The organism is Streptomyces sp. IBSBF 2435 (genome assembly GCF_036815005.1).
GTDB lineage: Bacteria > Actinomycetota > Actinomycetes > Streptomycetales > Streptomycetaceae > Actinacidiphila.
Map to the genome: position 1 here is coordinate 1 of NZ_JAJSYW010000085.1, position 20,442 is coordinate 20,442.

15 protein-coding genes and 2 tRNA genes are annotated in these 20,442 nt (G+C 73.1%); 9 read left to right on the plus strand and 8 right to left on the minus strand.

Annotated features, from left to right (window positions below; genetic code table 11):
• Window positions 1–634, minus strand: a 634-nt coding sequence (locus V7E46_RS18170) for a SanA/YdcF family protein (protein ID WP_333769383.1), incomplete at its 3' end; no start/stop codon positions are given.
• Between the two features lie 124 nt (window positions 635–758).
• On the opposite strand from V7E46_RS18170, the gene V7E46_RS18175 reads away from it, so the two are divergent.
• From V7E46_RS18175 to V7E46_RS18205, 7 genes are all read left to right on the plus strand, one after another.
• Window positions 759–1,205: a gamma-glutamylcyclotransferase family protein gene (locus tag V7E46_RS18175; RefSeq protein ID WP_333769384.1), complete on the plus strand. Its 447-nt coding sequence runs from the start codon at window positions 759–761 to the stop codon at window positions 1,203–1,205.
• 66 nt (window positions 1,206–1,271) lie between these two features.
• Window positions 1,272–2,240, plus strand: a complete 969-nt coding sequence (locus V7E46_RS18180) for a sirohydrochlorin chelatase (RefSeq protein WP_333769385.1) — start codon at window positions 1,272–1,274, stop codon at window positions 2,238–2,240.
• A gap of 53 nt (window positions 2,241–2,293) precedes the next feature.
• A complete protein-coding gene (locus V7E46_RS18185; protein ID WP_333769386.1) occupies window positions 2,294–3,589 on the plus strand; it encodes a deoxyguanosinetriphosphate triphosphohydrolase in 1,296 nt (431 codons plus the stop codon).
• Between the two features lie 265 nt (window positions 3,590–3,854).
• Window positions 3,855–5,117 carry an NAD(P)/FAD-dependent oxidoreductase gene (locus V7E46_RS18190; protein ID WP_333769387.1) on the plus strand — a complete coding sequence of 421 codons (1,263 nt, stop codon included), beginning with the start codon at window positions 3,855–3,857 and terminating at the stop codon, window positions 5,115–5,117.
• A 19-nt stretch (window positions 5,118–5,136) separates the two neighbouring features.
• Window positions 5,137–5,592: a GNAT family N-acetyltransferase gene (locus tag V7E46_RS18195; RefSeq protein ID WP_333769388.1), complete on the plus strand. Its 456-nt coding sequence runs from the start codon at window positions 5,137–5,139 to the stop codon at window positions 5,590–5,592.
• A gap of 44 nt (window positions 5,593–5,636) precedes the next feature.
• Window positions 5,637–7,568, plus strand: a complete 1,932-nt coding sequence (dnaG, locus tag V7E46_RS18200; protein WP_333769389.1) for a DNA primase — start codon at window positions 5,637–5,639, stop codon at window positions 7,566–7,568.
• A 214-nt stretch (window positions 7,569–7,782) separates the two neighbouring features.
• Window positions 7,783–8,928, plus strand: coding sequence for an RNA polymerase sigma factor (locus V7E46_RS18205; protein WP_443054227.1), 1,146 nt, complete (start codon window positions 7,783–7,785; stop codon window positions 8,926–8,928).
• A 25-nt stretch (window positions 8,929–8,953) separates the two neighbouring features.
• Here V7E46_RS18205 and V7E46_RS18210 read toward each other — a convergent pair whose 3' ends face one another.
• The 5 genes from V7E46_RS18210 to V7E46_RS18230 form a co-directional block, all read right to left on the minus strand.
• Window positions 8,954–9,874: a DUF3048 domain-containing protein gene (locus V7E46_RS18210; RefSeq protein WP_333769390.1), complete on the minus strand. Its 921-nt coding sequence runs from the start codon at window positions 9,872–9,874 to the stop codon at window positions 8,954–8,956.
• An 87-nt stretch (window positions 9,875–9,961) separates the two neighbouring features.
• Window positions 9,962–11,878, minus strand: coding sequence for an ABC transporter ATP-binding protein (locus V7E46_RS18215; protein WP_333769401.1), 1,917 nt, complete (start codon window positions 11,876–11,878; stop codon window positions 9,962–9,964).
• A gap of 161 nt (window positions 11,879–12,039) precedes the next feature.
• A complete protein-coding gene (locus V7E46_RS18220) occupies window positions 12,040–13,776 on the minus strand; it encodes an ABC transporter ATP-binding protein (protein WP_333769391.1) in 1,737 nt (578 codons plus the stop codon).
• A 249-nt stretch (window positions 13,777–14,025) separates the two neighbouring features.
• Window positions 14,026–15,537 (minus strand): FGGY family carbohydrate kinase, encoded by a 1,512-nt coding sequence (locus V7E46_RS18225; RefSeq protein ID WP_333769392.1) that lies wholly within the window; start codon window positions 15,535–15,537, stop codon window positions 14,026–14,028.
• 196 nt (window positions 15,538–15,733) lie between these two features.
• The gene (locus tag V7E46_RS18230) at window positions 15,734–16,030 is read right to left on the minus strand and encodes a YtxH domain-containing protein (RefSeq protein WP_333769393.1); all 297 of its coding nucleotides are present in this window, start codon (window positions 16,028–16,030) and stop codon (window positions 15,734–15,736) included.
• A gap of 179 nt (window positions 16,031–16,209) precedes the next feature.
• On the opposite strand from V7E46_RS18230, the gene V7E46_RS18235 reads away from it, so the two are divergent.
• Both V7E46_RS18235 and V7E46_RS18240 read left to right on the plus strand, forming a co-directional pair.
• Window positions 16,210–16,282, plus strand: a tRNA-Asn gene (locus tag V7E46_RS18235).
• Window positions 16,283–16,438: 156 nt separating this feature from the next.
• Window positions 16,439–16,512, plus strand: a tRNA-Ile gene (locus V7E46_RS18240).
• A gap of 615 nt (window positions 16,513–17,127) precedes the next feature.
• Here V7E46_RS18240 and V7E46_RS18245 read toward each other — a convergent pair.
• Together V7E46_RS18245 and V7E46_RS18250 are read right to left on the minus strand one after the other, a co-directional pair.
• Window positions 17,128–17,841, minus strand: coding sequence for a LacI family DNA-binding transcriptional regulator (locus tag V7E46_RS18245; protein ID WP_333769394.1), 714 nt, complete (start codon window positions 17,839–17,841; stop codon window positions 17,128–17,130).
• Window positions 17,842–17,891: 50 nt separating this feature from the next.
• Window positions 17,892–20,378, minus strand: a complete 2,487-nt coding sequence (locus tag V7E46_RS18250) for a glycoside hydrolase family 2 protein (RefSeq protein ID WP_333769395.1) — start codon at window positions 20,376–20,378, stop codon at window positions 17,892–17,894.
• Between the last annotated feature and the right edge of the window lie 64 nt (window positions 20,379–20,442).

Below are 20,442 nucleotides of genomic sequence, written 5' to 3' on the forward strand. Positions count from 1 at the left end.
CCCGGTGGCCGAGGAAGCGGGGGGAGGGGCGGACGGCGGCGTCCACCGCCGCCTTGCCCGCCGCCAAGAGCTCGCGGGCACCACCCGCGTACCACGTCGCATCGTGGCGCTCATCGACGCCGACACCATAGACGTCGAGCCCGGCTGCTTCGCACAAGGCGACGGCCCGCCGTATGTGGAAGCCCTGGCTGACCAGTACGGCCCGCCGCACCCCGAACACGCGCTTCGCGCGACTGCACGAGTCCCACGTGTCGAACCCGGCGTCGTCGACGACCACCTGCCCGGAGGGCACCCCGTGGGCCACGAGATACGTCCGCATCGCGCCGGGCTCGTCGTACGACGTACGGCTGTTGTCCCCGGTGACGAGCAGCACCCGCACCTTGCCCGCCCGGTACAGCCCGGCGGCCGCGTCGAGGCGGTGCGCGAGGTAGGGCGAAGGCCGCCCGTTGTCGAGGCCCGCGCCGAAGACGACCCCGACCGGTGCCGCCGGCACATCGGCCAGGTCCCGCACCCGCCCGCCGCCTGCGACCTGCACCCACACCGCGGGCAGCACCCCGACCGTGCAGAGCGCCGCGACGGCCTGCACCGTACGCCGCCACCCCGTGCGGGTCCGCGGCAGCCGCAGTCCGCGCATGCCGTACCCCCCCTCGTTCTCGTCACGGTGATCGACGCGCCGAACCGCCCCGCGGTTGCGGCCGCACCGGGCACAGTGGTGGCAGCCCGCACCGCCGACCGCACCGCCGACCCCGGAGGCCATCGTGACCGACCGCCGTCTGCCGTTCTTCGTCTACGGGACACTGCTGCCCGGCGAGCGCAACCACCGGCTGCTGGCCGGGCGGACCCGTTCCTGGACCCCCGCGGTGCTGCCCGGCACGCTGCTCTTCCTCGGCCCCGGTTATCCCTTCGCTGTGGCGGACCCGGCCGGGGCGGCCCAGGTGCGCGGCGAGGTCGTGGAGATAGCCGAGGACCTGTACGACGCCGTGCGCGCCGACCTGGACCGCCTGGAGACCTACGCGCCCGGCGACCCGGCGAACCGCTACGAGCGGGTGAGCCGGGCGGTGCGCGGCGGGCGCGGGGAGACCGAGGTCTGGGTCTATGTGGCGGGCCCGGCCATCATCCGGGACCTGCTGCCGACGGCCGGCCGTATCCGCGACGGGGACTGGCGGCGCCGCGACAGCCTCACCGCGGACGGCGCCGACGTGTGATGCCGGGGCAAACATCCGTGACCCCTGTGCAATGGCGTCGCAATGCCGCGCGTGCACTATTGACGTATGACGTCCCTTTCGCCCGTACGCGGCCATTTCCGCCCCACCCTGGTGGCTGTCGCGCACGGCAGCCGCGACCCCCGCGCACTGCCCGCGGTCCGCACGCTGCTGGAGCGGGTCCGGGCGGCGCGTCCAGGCGTCGACGTACGCCTCGGCCATGTGGAGCTGAACGAGCCGCTGCTCGCCGACACCCTTGCCGCGCTTCGCGGTGGCCGGGGCCGTGGCGAAGTCGTCCTCGTCCCGCTGCTGCTGAGCCGCGGCCACCACGTCAAGCACGACCTGCCCGCGGCACTGGCGGCGGCGCCCTGGCTGCACGGCACGGTCGCCGCCCCGCTCGGCCCGCACCCGCTCCTGACGGACGTCCTCCACGCCCGCCTCCAGGAGGCCGGATGGCCCGCCCCTGACACGGAGCCGGCCGCCCCCGGCACCCGGGCCGCGACGCCCGCCGCCGTGGTCACGGGTCAGGCACTGTCGGCCGGGTCGAGCGTCGAGGTGGGCCGGACCGCGCCGTCGGCCATGACCGCGCCCACGCAGGTGCGGCCCGCCGCCGCGGCCACCCGCTTCCACCACCCCGGCACGGCAGTCCCGCGGCCCGCCGCTGTCGTCCTCGCCGCCGCCGGTTCGCGGGATGCCGACTCCGGGCGGGACACCGTCCGCGCCGCCGCCCTGCTCGCCGGGCGCCTCGGCGTGCCCGTCGTGCCCGCGTACGCCTCCGCCGCCGCGCCCAGCGTGCCCGACGCGGTCGACGGACTCGCCGCCCTCGGCATCGACCCGCGGCGTATCGCGGTCGCCTCGTACTTCACCGCGCCCGGGCGGTTCGCCGGGCAGACGGCCGCCGCCGCGCCCTGGATCGCCGCGGCGCCGCTCGGGCCGCACGAGGCGATGGCCCGGCTCGTACTGCACCGCTACGACGAGGCCGCCCGCGCCCTGCGCACGTCCGCCGCGCCGCCGCGGCCGTTCGCCCGCGCGAGCTGAACCGGCAGGCGGCGGACACCCCGCAGCCACCCGCGCCGGTTACGGTCGGGGCTATGGACAGCGACGACGCGCGACTGGAGAGCTACGAGCGCCACGGCCCCTACGGAGCCGCGGACACCGACCGCTACGTCCCCGAGCCGGACAAACGGCCCGGGCGTACGGCCTTCCAGCGCGACCGGGCGCGGGTGCTGCACTCCGCCGCATTGCGACGCCTCGCGGGCAAGACGCAGGTGGTCGATCCCGGCGTCAGCGACGCCGCGGTGCCCGACACCAGTCCGCGGACCCGGCTGACGCACTCGCTTGAGTGCGCACAGGTCGGCCGCGAACTGGGCGCGGCGCTCGGCTGCGACCCCGACCTGGTCGAGACCGCGTGCCTCGCGCACGACCTCGGGCACCCGCCCTTCGGGCACAACGGCGAAATCGTGCTGGCCGAATTCGCCGCGGACTGCGGCGGCTTCGAGGGCAACGCGCAGAGCCTGCGGCTGCTCACCAGGATCGAGCCCAAGCGTTTCGCGTCCGCGGACGTCAGCGTCGGGCTCAACCTCACCCGGGCGGCGCTCGACGCCGCCACCAAATACCCCTGGCCGCGCGGCGGCGCCCCGGATGCGCCCGGCAGCCCCAAATTCGGGGTCTACGAGGACGACCTCCCCGTCTTCCGCTGGGCGCGGCAAGGCGCGCCCGAAGGCCGTAAATGCTTCGAGGCACAGGTCATGGACTGGTCCGACGACGTGGCCTACTCCGCGCACGACCTCGAGGACGGCCTCCAGGCCGGCCACATCGACCCCCGCGCCCTGACCTCGGCCCCGGAGCGGGCCGAGGTCTTCGGCTGCGCCGCCGCCCGCTACGCCCCCGCGGACGCCGGCCCCGACGAACTCGCCGCCGCGCTCGACCGGCTCCTGGCCCAGCCGTGGTGGCCGGACCGATACGACGGCACCGCCCTGGACCAGGCCCGCCTCAAGGACGCGGCGTCCCAGCTCATCGGCCGCTTCTGCCTTGCCGCCGAGGGCGCGACGCGGGAGCGGTACGGCGCGGCCCGGCTCACGCGGTACGGGGCGGAGCTGGTCGTACCGCGCGAGCAGCGGCTCGAATGCGCCGTCCTCAAGGCCGTCGCCGACTGCTACGTCATGCAGCGGGCCGCGCAGGCGCGGCGGCGCGCGGAGCAGCGGGTCGTCATCGCGGAACTGGCTGCGGCGCTGCTGGCCCGCGCCCCCTCGGGGCTGGATCCGCAGTTCGCGGCGATCTTCGCTGCCGCGGGGGACGAGCAAGGGCGGCGGCGCGCCATCGTGGACCAGATCGCCTCGTTGACGGACACTGCCGCGACGGGGCTGCACGCACGCCTTACGCGGTGACGTATGGCACCCAGGGCGGCCCGCCCGGCCGATACCGGGACCTTCTCCCGGCGGGGGCCGGTCGCGCGGTTCCCCGCGCCCCTGGGGGCTGGCCCCTGCCGTGGCGTGTTCCCCGCCGCCCCCGCGGGCGTGCCGCCGGCGGCACGCGTGTCCGGTGTGCCGGACGTGAAGGGTCACAGGAGGGAGTTCGGCGCGGCGCCCTTCCGGACGGCCCCGGCGTAAGGGACGCTCGCGTATAACGAACGACCGGCAGGGGAGGCGCACAGTGGTGGACGCACACCAGACCTTCGTGATCGTCGGAGCGGGACTCGCCGGGGCGAAGGCCGCGGAGACCCTTCGCTCCGAGGGTTTCACGGGCCGGGTGATACTGATCGGGGACGAGCGCGACCACCCGTACGAAAGGCCCCCCCTGTCCAAGGGGTATCTGACCGGCGGCGCGGAGCGCGACTCCGTCTTCGTGCAGCAGCCCGGCTGGTACGCCGAGCACGACGTGGAACTGCACCTGGGCCAGCCCGTGGTGCACCTCGACAAGAAGACCCGCACGATCACCCTCGGCGACGGCACGGCGCTGATCTACGACAAGCTGCTGCTGGCGACCGGCTCGGAGCCGCGCCGGCTGGACATCCCGGGCACGGACCTGGCCGGGGTGCACCATCTGCGGCGGCTCGCGCACTCCGACCGGCTCAAGCAGGTGCTGACCAGCCTCGGCCGGGAGAACGGGCACCTGGTGATCGCCGGAGCGGGCTGGATCGGCCTGGAGGCGGCCGCCGCGGCCCGCGGGTACGGCGCCGAGGTGACCGTCGTGCATCCGGACCCGACCCCGCTGTACGGCGTCCTCGGGCCCGAACTGGGCGCCGTCTTCACCGACCTGCACGCCGAACACGGCGTCCGCTTCCACTTCGGCGCCCGGCTGACCGAGATCGTCGGGCAGGACGGCATGGTGCTGGCCGCGCTCACCGACGACGGCCAGGAGCACCCGGCCCACGACGTGCTCGCCGCGATCGGCGCGGCCCCGCGTACCGCGCTCGCCGAGGTCGCGGACCTGGACCTGGCCGGCCGGGAGGAGGGCGGCGGCGTCGCGGTGGACGCGTCGCTGCGCACCTCGGACCCCGACATCTTCGCGGCGGGCGACGTCGCCAACGCCGAGCACCCGCTGCTGGGGCGGCGGCTGCGGGTCGAGCACTGGGCGAACGCCCTGAACGGCGGACCGGCGGCGGCCCGCGCCATGCTCGGCCGACCGGTGTCGTACGACCGCATCCCGTACTTCTTCTCCGACCAGTACGACCTGGGCATGGAGTATTCCGGCTACGCGCCCCCCGGCTCGTACGACCAGGTGGTGTGCCGCGGCGACGTCGGAAAGCGGGAGTTCGTCGCCTTCTGGCTGCGCGAGGGCCGGGTGCTGGCGGGTATGAACGTCAACGTGTGGGATGTCACCGGCCAGATCCAGCAGCTGATCCGCTCGGGCCGCCGGGTCGACCCCGACGCGCTGTCGGACCCGGCGGTCCCGCTAACCTCCTTCCTGGACTGACCAGGAAGGACACCCCGCCATGCCCGTCTCGCGCACCGCTGTCGTACCCGTCGAGGAGATCTTCGCCCTGCGGTGGGCGGTGCTGCGGACCGGGCTGCCGCGGGAGACGGCCGTCTACCCGGAGGACGCGCGGCCCGGCACCTTCCACATAGCCGCCTACGACGAGTCCGGCGCCGTCCAGGGCTGCGCCACCTTCTTCCCCGACCCCCTGCCGGGTGAAGCGGCGCCCGCGTACCGCTTCCGCGGCATGGGCAGCGCGCCCGAGGTGCGGGGCCGGGGCTTCGGCGCCGCCGCGCTGACCGCGGGGCTGCGCGAGTGCGCGGCCCGCGGCGCCGGGCTGGTGTGGTGCAACGGGCGCACCTCGGCCACCGGCTTCTACCAGCACCTGGGATTCACGCTCACCGGCGAGGAATTCACCGTCGAGCCCAGCGGTCCGCACTACGTCTTCGTGACGAAGGACCTGGACCGTCCGTGAGGCGGACGTCGGAAGCTGTCCGAGCCGAGCCGTAGACTTCACGCGTGGCAGGCAGGATCAGGGACGACGACGTGAAGGCGGTACGCGACGCCGTTCCGATCGACGCCGTCGTCGCCGAGTATCTCCAGCTCAAGAACGCGGGCGGCGGCAATCTGAAGGGCCTGTGCCCCTTCCACGACGAGAAGTCGCCGTCCTTCCAGGTCAGCCCGTCCAAGGGGCTCTACCACTGCTTCGGCTGCGGCGAGGGCGGCGACACCCTGGCCTTCGTGATGAAGGTCGACCACCTGTCCTTCACCGAGGCCGTCGAGCGGCTGGCCGGCCAGGCCGGGATCACCCTGCGGTACGAGGAGGGCGGGCATGTCCCGGGCCGCCAGCAGGGCGAGCGGATCCGGCTGGTCGAGGCGCACCGGGCCGCCGCCGCCTTCTACGTCGAACAACTGGGCGGCGCCGAGGCCGAGATCGGGCGCAAGTTCCTCGCCGCCCGCGGCTTCGACCAGGCCGCCGCCGAGCACTTCGGGGTCGGTTACTCCCCTGCCGGGTGGGACCACCTGGTGCGGTTCCTACGGGGCAAGGGCTTCTCCGACAAGGAGATGATCACCGCGGGTCTGGCGCTGGAGAGCCGCAGGGGCGGGGCGATCGACCGCTTCCGCGGGCGGCTGGTCTGGCCGATCCGGGACATCACCGGCGAGGTGATCGGCTTCGGCGCCCGCAAGCTGCGCGACGACGACCAGGGGCCGAAGTACCTGAACACCTCCGAGACCCCGCTCTACCGCAAGTCCCAGGTGCTGTACGGCATCGACCTGGCCAAGAAGGAGATCGCCAGGACCGGGCGCGCGGTGGTGGTGGAGGGCTACACCGATGTGATGGCCTGCCATCTGGCCGGGGTCACCACCGCGATCGCGACCTGCGGCACGTCCTTCGGCGGCGACCACATCAAGATCCTGCGCCGGCTGCTGATGGACAACGCCGCCTCCGAGGTGGTCTTCACCTTCGACGGCGACGAGGCCGGGCAGAAGGCGGCGCTGCGGGCCTTCGAGGACGACCAGAAGTTCGCCGCCGAGACGTCGATCGCGGTCACCCCCGGCGGCATGGACCCGTGCGACCTGCGGCTCGCCGAGGGCGACGCGGCGGTGCAGCGGCTGATCGACGGGCGCACCCCGCTGTTCGCGTTCGCGCTGCGCTCGATCGTGTCGCGCTACAACCTGGACACCGACGAGGGCCGGGTCGCGGCGGTCGACGCGGCCGTACCCGTCGTCGCGGCGATCAAGAACCAGGCGCTGCGCGACCGTTACGCGATCCGGCTGGTCGGCATGGCGGGCATCGGCAGCCAGGCCGAGGAGCAGTCGATGATCCGCCGGGTGCGGGCGATGTCCCGGGCCAGGGCTGCCGGCGGCGGCAGCACCTCGGGCCGCCCCGACTACGCCAGGCGCCCCGACCCTGGCTCCGAGCGCCGTCCCGCCGGCGCCCCGGCGCAGAACGTGCCGCGCGGGCCCCGGCTCGACCTGCGCAGCCCCGCCCACCGGGTGGAGCGCGAACTGCTGAAACTGGCCCTGCAGTATCCGGCGCTGGTCTCCCCGGCCTTCGACGCCTACGGCGAGGACGAATTCACCGGCCCGCCCTACGTGGAGGTGCGCCGGGTGATCGCCGCGGTCGGCGGGGTGGAGCAGGCCGACGCGGAATATCTGACCCGGGTGCGCGAGGCCGCACCCGACGACACCGTACGGATGATGGTGACCGAGCTGGCGGTCGAGCCGGTGATGCACAAGGCGCCGGAGTTCTACGCGGGCGAGGTGCTGGTCCGGGTGCGGATGCTGGCCGTCGAGCGCCGGGTCGCCCAGGTGCACGCCACCCAGGCCCGGCTGACCGCCCAGGGCGTCCCGCCGGACGCGCCCGAGGTCACCGCGGCGCTCGGCGAGCTGTGGGCGCTCCAGCAGTACGGCCAGCGGCTGCGCGAGCAGGGCGCTGCGGCGCTCTGACCACCCGCGTACGGTGCGCCGCGAGCTCAGGGGTGAACGTATCGGAGCGAACGCGAAGCGTAACGAAAACAGAAAAGCAGTCGCACGACCCTCGTGGCATCACCCCAGTGTGGGCCACACTGGGTGACGGCCCAGAGCCCGCATCGGCTCCCTCCCGAGCCTTCTCCGAGCCCTCTCAGAGCCCAATGTCGCGCTCACCGCGGAGGTCGCTTCCGTGCAGACCCATACGCAAACGCAGGCGCACATCCCGATCCCGGTCCCGGCCGCCCGCCCGGCCCTGGTACCGGTCACGCCGGACCCCGAGCCGGCGGAGCACGCCCGGGTGCCGGAGCAGCGGGCGCAGTCGGAGCCGTCCGGCGGCGGCCCCGACGAGCCGGTGCCCCTCGATCCGGTCGATCCGCTGCCGCCGAAGCCGCCGGCCCCCCGCCGCCCGCGCGCCGATCCGTCCGGCCCGTCCGCCGACCTCTTCCGGCAGTATCTGCGCGAGATCGGCCGTATCCCGCTGCTGACCGCCGCGCAGGAGGTGGAACTGGCCCGGCAGGTCGAGGCCGGGCTCTTCGCCGAGGAGAGGCTGACCGCCTTCCCCGATCTCGACTCGCAGCTCGCTGTCGACCTCGACTGCGTCGTGGTGCAGGGCCGGATGGCCAAGCGCCGCCTCATCGAGGCCAACCTGCGGCTGGTCGTGTCGGTGGCGAAACGTTACATCGGACGCGGACTGACCATGCTCGACCTGGTCCAGGAGGGCAACCTCGGGCTGATCAGAGCGGTCGAGAAGTTCGACTACGCCCGCGGCTACAAGTTCTCCACCTACGCCACCTGGTGGATCCGCCAGGCCATGTCCCGCGCGCTGGCCGACCAGGCCCGTACGATCCGGGTCCCGGTCCATGTCGTCGAACTCATCAACCGCGTCGTCCGGGTCCAGCGCCGCCTGCTCCAGGAACGCGGCCGCGAGCCGAGCGCCGCCGAGGTCGCCGCCCAGCTCGACATCACCCAGGAGCGGGTCTGCGAAGTCCTCCGCCTCGCCCAGGAACCCGTCTCGCTGCACGCCCCGGTCGGCGAGGAGGACGACGTGGCGCTCGGCGACCTCATCGAGGACAGCGACGCCGCCTCCCCGGTGGAGTCCGCCGCCTTCCTGCTGCTGCGCGAACACCTCGAAGCGGTCCTGTCGACGCTGGGCGAACGCGAACGCAAGGTCGTCCAGCTCCGCTACGGCCTCGCCGACGGCCGCCCCCGCACCCTGGAGGAGATCGGCCGGATCTTCGGCGTCACCCGCGAACGCATCCGCCAGATCGAGTCCAAGACCCTCAGCAAACTCCGCGACCACGCCCTCGCCGACCAGCTCCGCGGCTACCTCGAATAGCCCGCACTCCGACCGGGGCCGCCCGTCAGGGGGCCAGGACGATCCAGGTGCGGCCGGGGTGGAGGGGGAGCGTACGGCCCTGGAAGGTGTACGCGGTGCCGGAGGCGGGGGACGGGCGGTCCCATGTGGCCGCGTAGGAGCGGCCGTTGCGCAGGACCAGGGCCGAACCGTGGCCGACGGTCTGGCTGTAGGGGACGTAGCCGGTGCGGCTGTGGTAGTCGGACTCCTTGACCTGCACGTGCTGGACGATGACGTTGTCGGCGGTCCAGGGGGACGCCTTGCCGTCCATGGCGACGCGGTAGTGCGTGCCGTTCCAGGTGAAGGAGAAGCGGGCGGCGGGCATCCTGGCAGCGGCGGTGGCGGCCGCGGTGCCGCCGGCCGGGGTGGCGGCCTCGAAGCGCAGCCCGATGTCCTTGGCGGTGCCGCCCTTCGCCGCGGGCTTCGCCGGGCGCAGGTACTCGTTGTGCGGCGCGGACCGGTCGTGGCGGCGGTAGAAGTCCTTCGTGCCGGTGACCGCGGTCAGCTCCGTACTCTTCTTGAGCACCGGCAGCAGCATGCTCTGGGCGCCGGAGAAGGCCAGCGCCGGGTGGTCGTACTCGGCCAGCAGCTGCGGATCCGTCTCCCGCGCGCTGCGCACGGGGCCGACGGCCGCCGGCAGGTGCTTGCTGTCGAAGACGGCCATCAGGCGGGACAGCCCGCCCTCGACCTCGATGGCGTAGACGAGCGCCGCGTCATTGAGCCCGGTCTGCGGCCGGGCGGCGGGCACATTGTCGATCTTCACCGCGAGCACGTGCCCCGCGGCGCCCGGCTCCCCGGTCAGATACGACCGGGCCGGGGCACTGGTCCGCGCCGCCCCGCCCCCGCCGTCCGCGCCCGTACACCCGGCGACCAGCACCAGCGCGACCGCCGCCGCGGCACCCGTACCCAGCGCTCGCCCTCTGCCCATCGCTGCTCCCCGCGTGCGGTCGACGTCATCCCATAGTGCGCCCGCACGCCCCGGAAGTCCTGCCGCGGACCGGTCGGGCGGCGATTTCTAGTCGACCTCCGCCACCGCCTGCGCGAACTGCGCCGCATAGAGCCGGGCGTAGGCGCCGCCCGCCGCCAGCAGCTCCTCGTGCGTGCCCTGTTCCACGATCGCGCCTGACTCCATGACCAGGATGACGTCGGCGTCGCGGATCGTGGACAGCCGGTGGGCGATCACGAAGCTCGTCCTGCCGTGGCTGAGTTTGGCCATCGCCCGCTGGATCAGCACCTCGGTACGGGTGTCGACCGAGCTGGTCGCCTCGTCCAGGACCAGGATCACCGGGTCGGACAGGAAGGCCCGCGCGATGGTGATCAGCTGCTTCTCGCCCGCGCTGACGCCGGTGCCCTCGTCGTCGATGACGGTGTCGTAGCCGTCGGGCAGAGTGCGGATGAAGCGGTCGGCGTGCGCGGCCCTGGCCGCCGCCTCGATGTCCTCGCGGGTCGCCTGCTCTCTGCCGTAGCCGATGTTCTCCGCGATCGTGCCGCCGAAGAGCCAGGTGTCCTGGAGCACCATCCCTATCGAGGAGCGCAGCTCTTCCCGGGACATCGCCGAGACGTCGGTGCCGTCCAGGGTGATCCGGCCGCCGGACACCTCGTAGAAGCGCATCAGCAGATTGACCAGGGTGGTCTTGCCCGCGCCGGTCGGGCCGACGATGGCGACCGTGTGCCCGGGCTCCACCGCCAGCGACAGGCCGTCGATCAGCGGCTTGTCCACCTCGTAGCGGAAGGACACCTCCTCCAGCGCGACCCGGCCGGTCAGCTCGGCGGGGCGGACCTGGGTCTTCGGGTCCTGCGACTGCTCCTCGGCGTCGAGCAGTTCGAAGACCCGCTCGGCCGAGGCGACCCCGGACTGGATCAGGTTCGCCATGCTCGCGACCTGCGTCAGCGGCTGGCTGAACTGCCGCGAATACTGCACGAAGGCCTGGACGTCGCCGATGGACAGCGAGCCCGACGCGACCCGCAGACCGCCGACCACGGCGACCAGGACGTAGTTCAGGTTGCCGATGAACATCATCATCGGCTGGATCGTGCCGGAGATGAACTGCGCCTTGAAGCCGGTGCCGTAGAGCGCCTCGTTCTCCTGCCGGAAGACCTCCGCCGACTCCTCGGCGCGGCCGAAGACCTTGACCAGGGAGTGGCCGGTGTACATCTCCTCGATGTGCGCGTTCAGCCGGCCGGTGGTCTTCCACTGCTGCACGAACTGCGGCTGCGCCCGCTTGCCGACCCGGGTCGCCACCAGCAGCGTCACCGGGACGGTGACCAGCGCCACCAGGGCCAGCAGCCAGGAGATCCAGAACATCATCGCCAGCACACCGACGATCGTCAGCAGCGAGTTGACCAGCTGGCCCATGGTCTGCTGCATGGACTGGCCGATGTTGTCGATGTCGTTGGTGGCCCGGCTGAGCACCTCGCCGCGCGGCTGCTGGTCGAAGTACGACAGCGGCAGCCGGGCCAGCTTCGCCTCGATGTCCCGGCGCAGCCGGTACACCGTGCGGTTGATGACGGTGGTCGCGACCCGCATCTGGACCACGCTGAAGAGCGCCGCCACCACGTAGACCCCGAGCGCCAGCAGCAGCACGCCGCCGATCGCACCGAAGTCCATGCCCTTGCCCGGGGTGAAGTCGATGCCCGACAGCATGTCGGCGACCCCGCCCTTGCCGTGCGCCCGCAGCGAGTCGAGCGCCTGGTCCTTGGTGGTGCCCGACAGCTGCCGGCCGATGACCCCGGCGAAGATCAGGTCGGTCGCGTGGCCCAGGATGCGCGGCCCGGTCACGGCGAGCGCGACGCTCACCGTGCCGACGCCGAGCACGCAGTAGAGCAGGAAGCGGTCGGGGCGCATCAGGCCGATGAGGCGCTTGAGTGAGCCCTTGAAGTCCATCGAGCGCTCGATCGGGCCGCCGCTCATGAAGCGGGCGGGGCCGGCCATGGGGGCCGGGCCGCGGCGCGCCACGGCCATCTGCTTGCCGCCCGGTCCGCCCGGTCCGCCCGGTCCGCCCGGTCCGCCGGACCCGGACGGTCCGCCCGGTCCGCCTCCGTTGGCGGACGGTCCGCCCGGTCCCGCCGGTCCGCCCTTGCCTCCCTGGCCGCTCATGCCGCGGCCTCCTGCTCGGTCAGCTGGGACAACACGATCTCCCGGTAGGTCTCATTTCCGGCCATCAGCTCCGTGTGGGTGCCGGTGCCGACGACCCGGCCCTCGTCCAGGACGACGATCCGGTCGGCGTCGCGGATCGTGGACACCCGCTGGGCCACGATCACCACCGTCGCGTCCGCGGTCTCCGCAGACAGCGCCCGGCGCAGGGCCGCGTCCGTGGCGTAGTCGAGCGCGGAGAAGGAGTCGTCGAACAGGTAGATCTCCGGGCGCCGCACCAGCGCCCGCGCGATGGCGAGCCGCTGCCGCTGGCCGCCGGACACATTGCTGCCGCCCTGCGCGATCGGCGCGTCGAGGCCGCCGTCCAGCCGCTCCACGAAACCCCTGGCCTGCGCCACCTCCAGCGCGTGCCACAGCTCGTCGTCGGTCGCGTCCGGCTTGCCGTACCGCAGGTTGGACGCCACCGTCCCGGAGAAGAGGTACGGCTTCTGCGGTACGAGGCCGACCGTCCGCGCCAGCAGTGCCGGTTCGATCTCCGCCACGTCCTCGCCGTCGACCAGTACCCGGCCGCCGGTGGTGTCGTACAGCCGCGGGATCAGGCCGAGCAGGGTGGACTTGCCGCTGCCCGTGGAGCCGATCACCGCGGTCGTCTCGCCCGGCCTGGCGATCAGGTCCACGCCCCGCAGCACCGCGGCCTCGGCGCCGGGGTAGGCGAAGTCCACGTTGAACAGCTCGAGTTCGCCGTGCCGCCGCAGCGTGGTGACGGGCGCCTTGGGCGGTACGACGCTGGAGGGGGTGCCCAGCACCTCCTCGATGCGCTCGGCGCACACCTCGGCGCGCGGCACCATCATGAACATGAAGGTGGCCATCATCACCGACATCAGGATCTGCATCAGATAGCTGAGGAAGGCGGTCAGCGCGCCGATCTGCATACCGCCGCTGTCGATCCGGTGGGCGCCGAACCACAGCACGGCGACGCTGGAGACGTTCACGATCGCCATCACGGTCGGGAACATCAGCGCCAGCAGCCGGCCGGTGGCCAGCGACACCTCGGTGACCTCGTCGTTGGCCCGGCCGAAGCGCCGCTGCTCGTAGTCGTCCTTGACGAAGGCCCTGATCACCCGGATGCCGGTGATCTGCTCGCGCAGCACCCGGTTCACGGTGTCGACCCGCTTCTGCATGGTGCGGAAGAGCGGGCGCAGTTTGCGGATGATCAGACTGACCGCGACGGCCAGCACCGGCACCACGCCCAGCAGCAGCGACGACAGCGGCACGTCCTGGCCGAGCGCCATGATGATGCCGCCGACGCACATGATCGGCGCCGAGACCATCATCGTGAACGTCATCAGCACCAGCATCTGCACCTGCTGGACGTCGTTGGTGGTGCGGGTGATCAGCGAGGGGGCGCCGAACTGCCCGACCTCGCGGGCCGAGAAGCTCTGCACCTGGTCGAAGACGGACCTGCGGATGTCCCGGCCGACCGCCATCGCGGTGCGGGCGCCGTAGTAGGTCGCACCGATCGCGCACACGACCTGCACGACCGTCACGCCGACCATGATGGCGCCGGTGCCCAGGATGTAGCCGGAGTCACCCTTCACCACGCCGTTGTCGATGATGTCGGCGTTCAGGGTGGGCAGGAAGAGGGCCGCGATGGTCTGGACGAGCTGGAGCGCGACCAACAGGCCGATGGGGCGCTTGTACGGTCCCAGGTGGGACCGCAGGAGTCGGATCAGCACACTGACTACCTCGGGTCGGTCGGCTCGGGCTCGGGGCTGGGGTGGGGACGGTGCGGCAAGGTGCGTCCCGCGCCGTTGGCGCAGGACGCGGTATCGGGCTTTTTAACCGCTAGGACGCGGGCGCACCGCTCAGGGTTGACCGGTGGAGTCCGGTACGGCCGGGCACGTCACCGCCGCCGCCCGGCTCGGCCCGGTCCGACCACGACCGGCGCGCAACACTATCCTCGGGCATCCCAGCGCCGCACATGATTAAAGCGAGGCAAAGGCTCCCGGATGGGTGTGCTCGCGCACCGCGATGTACTGCTGGCGCACCGCCGAGCCGACCGCCGTACCGCCGCCGCCGTTCCCGCCGGGGCCGCCCGTGCCGCCGGGATGGCCCGCGTCGTCGGCCGGCGCGCCATCGGCCGGGTCGAGCAGCCGGAAGGCGGGCTGCGGCCAGTGCGGGGGTTCGGTCTGCGACTGCGAGCCGAGCACCGCGCCCAGCGACCAGGCCGCCTGCCTGGCCGCGCCGATGGCCGCGTACTCCGCCGCCGGCGGCACCACGACCAGGGTGCCGAAGAGGGCCGGCGCCAGCGCCTGCACCGCGGGCAGCTCGGCCGCCGCGCCCAGCAGGAAGACCCGGCGCACCTCCACGCCCTTGTTGCGCAGCACGTCCAGCGCGTCGGCCAGCCCGCACAGCATGCCCTCGAAGGCCGCCCGCGCCAGGTGCTCGCGCTTCATCGAGTCCCGCCGCAGCCCGGCCAGGGTGCCCGCGGTGTGCGGCAGGTCGGGGGTCCGCTCGCCTTCCAGATACGGCAGCAGCACCAGCCCGTACGCCCCCGGTGTCGACTGGAGCGCCAGCTCGGACAGCCCCGGCAGGTCGGTGCCCAGCAGCTCGGCGGTGCCGCGCAGGGTGCGTACCGCGTTCCGTACCTGGACCACCGGGAGGTGGCGGCCGGTCGCGTCGGCGAAGGCGGTGACCGTGGCGGTCGGGTCCTTGAGGGCTTCGTGGTGCACCGCGAAGACGGTGCCGGCCGCGCCGAGCGAGACCACCGCGTCGCCCGGGCCGAGGCCCAGGCCCAGGGCCGCGGCCATGTTGTCGCCGGTGCCGGCCGATATCAGCAGGCCCTCGGGCGTCTGGCCCGCGGGCTCCGCGGGGGACAGCACCTCCGGCAGCGCCACCTGGTGGCCGAGGGCCAGCTCGACCAGGTCCTTGCGGTATTCGCCGGCGGCCGCCGACCAGTAGCCGGTGCCGGACGCGTCGCCGCGGTCGGTGGTGCGGCGGGCCGGCTGGCCCAGCAGCTGCCACACCAGCCAGTCGTGCGGCAGCAGCACCTCCGCGATGCGCTTGGCCGTGGCCGGTTCGTGCTGGGCCAGCCAGCGCAGCTTCGCCACCGGATACGCCGCCTGCGGCTGCGCACCCACCGCCTCGGCCCAGGCGGCGGCCCCACCCAGCTCCTGCGTCAGGTCCGCGGCCTGCACCTGCGCCCGCTTGTCCCCGCGCAGCAGCGCCGGGCGTACGGTCACACCGCCCGCGTCCAGCGCGAGCAGCCCGTGCTGCTGCCCGGAGATCCCGATCGCCTGCACACCTTCGAGCACCCCGCCCTTCGCCGCCTCGCCCAGCGACAGCAGCCACGCCTGCGGGTCGATCTCGGTCGGCTTCTCACCGTCCGGCACCTGGTGGGGTGCGTACCCCTGCCGCAGGACCTCACCGGTGTCGGAATCGCATACGACGACGGTGGTACCCGCGGTGGAGTTGTCTATACCGGCCACTTTGCCCATACGGCCGATGATGCCGTACCCGGCGCCCCTCGCGCCTCACGGTTCGGCGTCAGGTGCGTCAGGTGTTCGAGCCGGAGAGCGGGGCCGGGGGCTCCGGCGCTGGAGCCGGGGGTCTGGGTCGGGTGTTCCGAGGCCGGGACCGGGCGCTGGGGCCGGGCGCTCCGGCCTCGGAGCCAGGTGCGAGTCGGGCGTGGAGTCAGGTGTTGGAGGTGCCCCAGTCGTCGTCCGGCGTGTTGCCGTTGCGCAGCGACCGCACCCGCTCGGCCAGCGCGTCCGGCAGCCGCGGCCCGACCTTCGCCGACACCGTGTCCGCGGCCTTCACCGCCGCGGTCCTGCTCTGCTGCGCGGCACTCTCCGCGGCATTGCGCACCGCCGGGTTCCGCGCGAGCTGCTGCCCGGCCTTCACCAGCTGGTCGTACCGCTCACGGCCGGCCCGCGCGCCCACCACGAAGCCGAACGCGGCTCCCACGATGAACGTCAGCTTGTAGCGCATGGCTCCACCCTTTCTCGTCGCACCGCGCGTGTGCTCCGCGCCTACCCTCGGCGCCCGGATGACAACCCAGGGACCAATGGTTGGCGGAGCACCCCCCCACTTGCGCTAATGTATGTGTCGCACCGAGTGCGCGCCTTCCGGGACCATCCCGGTGGGTGCATTCGGTGCACGCAGAGCGATCCCCTGTAGCTCAATTGGCAGAGCAGCCGGCTGTTAACCGGCAGGTTACTGGTTCGAGTCCAGTCGGGGGAGCGCCGGATCAGGACCCCGTTGGGGTCCTTTTTCATACCCGCGGGAACCACGCGGCCGCCTCCGCGAGTCCACCTGATGACGCGTCTGTGACCCACGAGGGCGACAGATCGTATGAGCAGCTATGCTGCGGCAGACGGCGCGCACGCCACGCCGTACGGGGCGGTAGCTCAGCCGGTTAGAGCAGCGGACTCATAATCCGCCGGTCGTGGGTTCGAGTCCCACCCGCCCCACCGAGGCCCTCCTCGGGCATATGCCGGTTGACCTGCACGCATTGCTCGAAGTCCGGCTCAGCGAGGGGGAAGAGGTTCTCCTCGGCTGTAACGGGTGAGCGCGAGGTGGGCCCGGGGGTTCGTGAAGCCGCGGGGCCGGCGGCCCGTGGGACCAGGCGCGCGGCCCTCTCGGCCACCCGGCGGTCCAGCTCCGGGGTCTGCCGCTCACGTGCGGCTGAAGGCAGCCGACGCGCACGCCGCGGGTCGATCGCTGGAAGAGGCCTCCGGGAGGCAGCCGTCCAGAGTCCGCCGCGTCAACTGCAGCGCATCACAAGCGGTGTGGAGGCGTCCCTCCCCGACATGGCTGCCATGGCACGGCAAGCCATCGAGGCCCTTGAGGGGCTTCGCCAGGAAATGGCTGCTCAGGCGCACGGTACCGGTACTCATCCCAGGACCGTCGCGCTGGGAAGCGTCAGCAACCACCGGACCGTTGTGCCGTCCTTGCTCACCCCTCGGTCGGACGTCACTTGATCCACGATGATCATGCCGCGGCCGTTCTCGGCCGCCGGCGAAGCGTGGCGTACGCGGGGGCGTGCCTGGGACCCGGTGGTGACTTCCACCTTCAACTGAGCCTTCTCAACGCCGCCTCGCCACGGTGAGGATGGCTTTGGTGATGATGGGGCGGGCCGCCAGCAGGATCCGGGTGGACCGCGCCACCGCGCCGGCGGCCACGGTGTGCTGGAAGCCGATCTGGTGGACGAACGCGCTGTCGTGGAGCGCCGCCGCCCTTCCCCGGGTGGTGCCGTCGGCGACGTATGCGATGCGGCGGTGTCCCAGGGCCGCCAGATACCCGACCATGTCGTGTGCAGCTGTGCGGTCGTCCCACCACACGTCGCTGCCCGCGTCCAGGCCGGCCCCGGGCGGAGCGGCGGTGACCACGGGGAGGCCGCACTCCGCGGGCACGCGGGTGCCCGCGGGGGACGCCGCACCGCCGTAGAGGACCGCCCCGCAGATCCGCCCCTCCTGCCAGCACTGCCGCAGCGTGTGCGGCCCAGTCCCGGCCGGTTCGCCGTACGCGCGCGCCAGCAGGGCCTGGCGGCCGTCGCGGCTCAGTTCGCCGACGGCGCCCGCGACGAACCCGTGGGGATCGGGCGACCAGGACTGCCCCGCGGCGGCCGGGACCGCCAGCGCGACGGTGCCGGCCGCCATGAGCCTGGCCAGGGCACCGGGCTGCCAGTCCAGTGCCGCGGCCGCCGCCTCGATACGCCGCCGGGTGGCCGGCGACACGCCGGGTTTGCCGCTGAAGGCCAGCGAGACGGCGGCCGCCGAGACCCCGGCGCGGCGCGCCACGTCCCGGATGGTCACGCGCCGCGGCGGAGTGCCCGCCCCACCGGAGGTGTTCACCGCACCGGGTCGCCGACCGGGTCCGCCACGCCTGAGGCGTTCACGCAGTGCAGCGCCACCTCCGCCTCCGGGCTGCCGCCGTTCCAGCCGGACACGGCGAACTCGGCCGTCTCGCCCGGCAGAAGCGTCACCAGGCCGCGGTCGGTCCGCGCGTCGGGGTGCAGCCGGTCGGCCTGGAGCAGCAGGTCCCGGACGAGGGTGTGCGCGGTGACCGTGATCCGGGCGCCGCCGGCGACCGGGGTGACCCGGGTGGTCATCTCGGCGACCGGGTAGTCGAACTCGCGGTCGGGGACGGCGAAGTGCACCGCCCGCAGCCCGTCCGCGTCGGCGACGAGGTATTCGCGCCGCGGGTCCCCCGGCGCCACCACGGGGCCGGGCAGGTCGAGGAGCGCGACGGACCCGGCCGCCACCCGCACGGGGAGAAGGTGGTCCGCGACGAGGCCGCCGCAGGCGTCGAAGCGGCGCACCCGGGCCTGGCAGACCCACTCCTGGCCGCCCTGGTTGACGGCGGCCAGGACCAGGCGTCCCCCGCGGTCCTGCAGCGTCAACAGCCGGTCGGCGTAGAGGCGCTTGAGTTCGTGGTAGAGCGGCTTCTCGCGTCCGTCGCCGTCGATCGCCGCCCAGGAGGTGACGGGCCAGCAGTCGTTGAGCTGCCACAGGATCGCCCCGGCGCAGCGCGGCCAGTGCGAGCGCCAGTGCTCCACGCCGGTGGCGATGGCACGGGCCTGGTTGAGCTGCGTGAGGTAGTGCCAGACGCCGAAGTCGGCGGGCGGCGTGAAGTGGTGGGCGAGGCCGCGGTCGAGTTTGCCGTTGCCGTCCTCGGCCTTCTGGTGGTGCAGCATCCCCGGTGACTCCGGGGTGAGCGGACGGTCGCTGAGCGCGCGCCGCAGCGTGGCGTACGCGGGCGGCGCCTGCCAGCCGAACTCGGCGACGAAGCGCGGCACATCCTTGAGATAGCCGGTGTAGTCCTCGCGGTTCCACACCTCCCACGAGTGGGCCGTGCCGTGGCCCGGGTCGTTCGGGTGGTGCTCCCAGGAGCCGGACCAGGGGCTGCCCGCCCAGTACGGCCTGGTCGGGTCGGTCTGCGCGACGATACGGGGCAGCAGGTCGAGGTAGTACGCCTCGCCCCAGGACGCACCGGCGAGCACCGGCTCCCAGTCCCAGTCCTTGAAGCCCCACAGGTTCTCGTTGTTGCCGTTCCAGATCACCAGCGACGGGTGGGGCATCAGCCTGACGACGTTCTCGCGCGCCTCGGCCTCGATCTCCGCGCGCAGCGGCTCGTCCTCGGGGTAGGCCGCGCAGGCGAACAGGAAGTCCTGCCACACCATCAGCCCGAGTTCGTCGCAGACGCCGTAGAAGTCCTCGCTCTCGTAGATGCCGCCGCCCCAGACCCGTACCAGGTCCACGCCGGCTGCCGCCGCCTGTTCCAGCCGGCGCCGGTAGCGCTGCGGGGTGACCCGGGAGGGGAAGACGTCCTCGGGGATCCAGTTCACCCCCCTGGCGAACAGCGGGGTCCCGTTCACCACCAGGGTGAACGCGCTGCCGTGCTCGTCCTCGGCGGTGTCGAGCCGGACGGTGCGGAAGCCGACCGCCCGCTCCCACGCGTCCAGCGGCCCGGCGCCGTCCGCACCGGTGAGGGAGACCGTGCAGGAGTAGCGGTGCTGCTCGCCGTATCCGCGCGGCCACCACAGTGCGACACCGGGTATCTCGGCGCGCAGGGTCACCTCGTCGGTGCCGGGGGGCAGTTCGGCCTGCACCCCGGTGCCGGCCACGTCGAGGCCGACGCGCAGGACGCGCTGTGCCCCGCTCGCGGCGCGCTGCACGTTGACGTGGACGGAAACGATTCCGGTCCCGTCGTCGAGAACCGTGATCTCCGGGCGTACCTCGGCGAGCCGCGCGGTGGACCACTGTTCGATCCGCGGCTCCCGCCACAGGCCCGCGGTCACCAGGGTCGGCCCCCAGTCCCAGCCGAACGAGCAGGCCATCTTGCGGACGAACTGGAAGGGCTCGGCATACGGCCCCGGCCGCTCGCCGAGCAGCCCGCGAAGCCGCTCGGCCTCCTCGTAGGCAGAGGTGAAGGCCACGGTCAGCGGCGCCGGACCGGCGGCCAGCGCCTCGGTCACGTCGAAGCGGTACGACCGGTGCATGTTGCGGGTGCGCCCCAGCACGGTGCCGCCGAGACGGACCTCGGCGAAGGTGTCCAGGCCGTCGAAGACCAGGTCGGCGCGCTCGTGCCCGGTGGTGGCGGGCAGGTCGGTGCGGTAGGTCCAGTCGGCCCGGCCCACCCAGGCCACGTCCGCCTCGTTGCGGTCCAGGAACGGGTCGGGGATCACGCCCGCGGTCAGCAGATCGGTGTGCACGCACCCCGGCACGGACGCGGCGACGGTGGCGTCCGCGAGAGCAGGCGGGGCCTGCGGGGGTCGGTACCTGGTGGTGTCCAGGCGCAGGGTCCAGCCGCGGGTGAGCGGCGTGCTGACCTTCATGCGGTCTCCTTGGGCCCGAAGGGGCTCGGCAGTAGAGGGAAGACAATGGTGACTGCGCCGCAGG

Coding starts and splice junctions, on each gene's coding strand:
- V7E46_RS18180 (WP_333769385.1), top strand. CDS start 1,272: ATGACGTCCCTTTCGCCCGTACGCGGCCATTTCCGCCCCACCCTGGTG.
- V7E46_RS18185 (WP_333769386.1), top strand. CDS start 2,294: ATGGACAGCGACGACGCGCGACTGGAGAGCTACGAGCGCCACGGCCCC.
- V7E46_RS18195 (WP_333769388.1), top strand. CDS start 5,137: ATGCCCGTCTCGCGCACCGCTGTCGTACCCGTCGAGGAGATCTTCGCC.
- V7E46_RS18210 (WP_333769390.1), bottom strand. CDS start 9,874: ATGGGCAGAGGGCGAGCGCTGGGTACGGGTGCCGCGGCGGCGGTCGCG.
- V7E46_RS18215 (WP_333769401.1), bottom strand. CDS start 11,878: ATGGCCGGCCCCGCCCGCTTCATGAGCGGCGGCCCGATCGAGCGCTCG.
- V7E46_RS18225 (WP_333769392.1), bottom strand. CDS start 15,537: ATGGGCAAAGTGGCCGGTATAGACAACTCCACCGCGGGTACCACCGTC.
- V7E46_RS18230 (WP_333769393.1), bottom strand. CDS start 16,030: ATGCGCTACAAGCTGACGTTCATCGTGGGAGCCGCGTTCGGCTTCGTG.
- V7E46_RS18250 (WP_333769395.1), bottom strand. CDS start 20,378: ATGAAGGTCAGCACGCCGCTCACCCGCGGCTGGACCCTGCGCCTGGAC.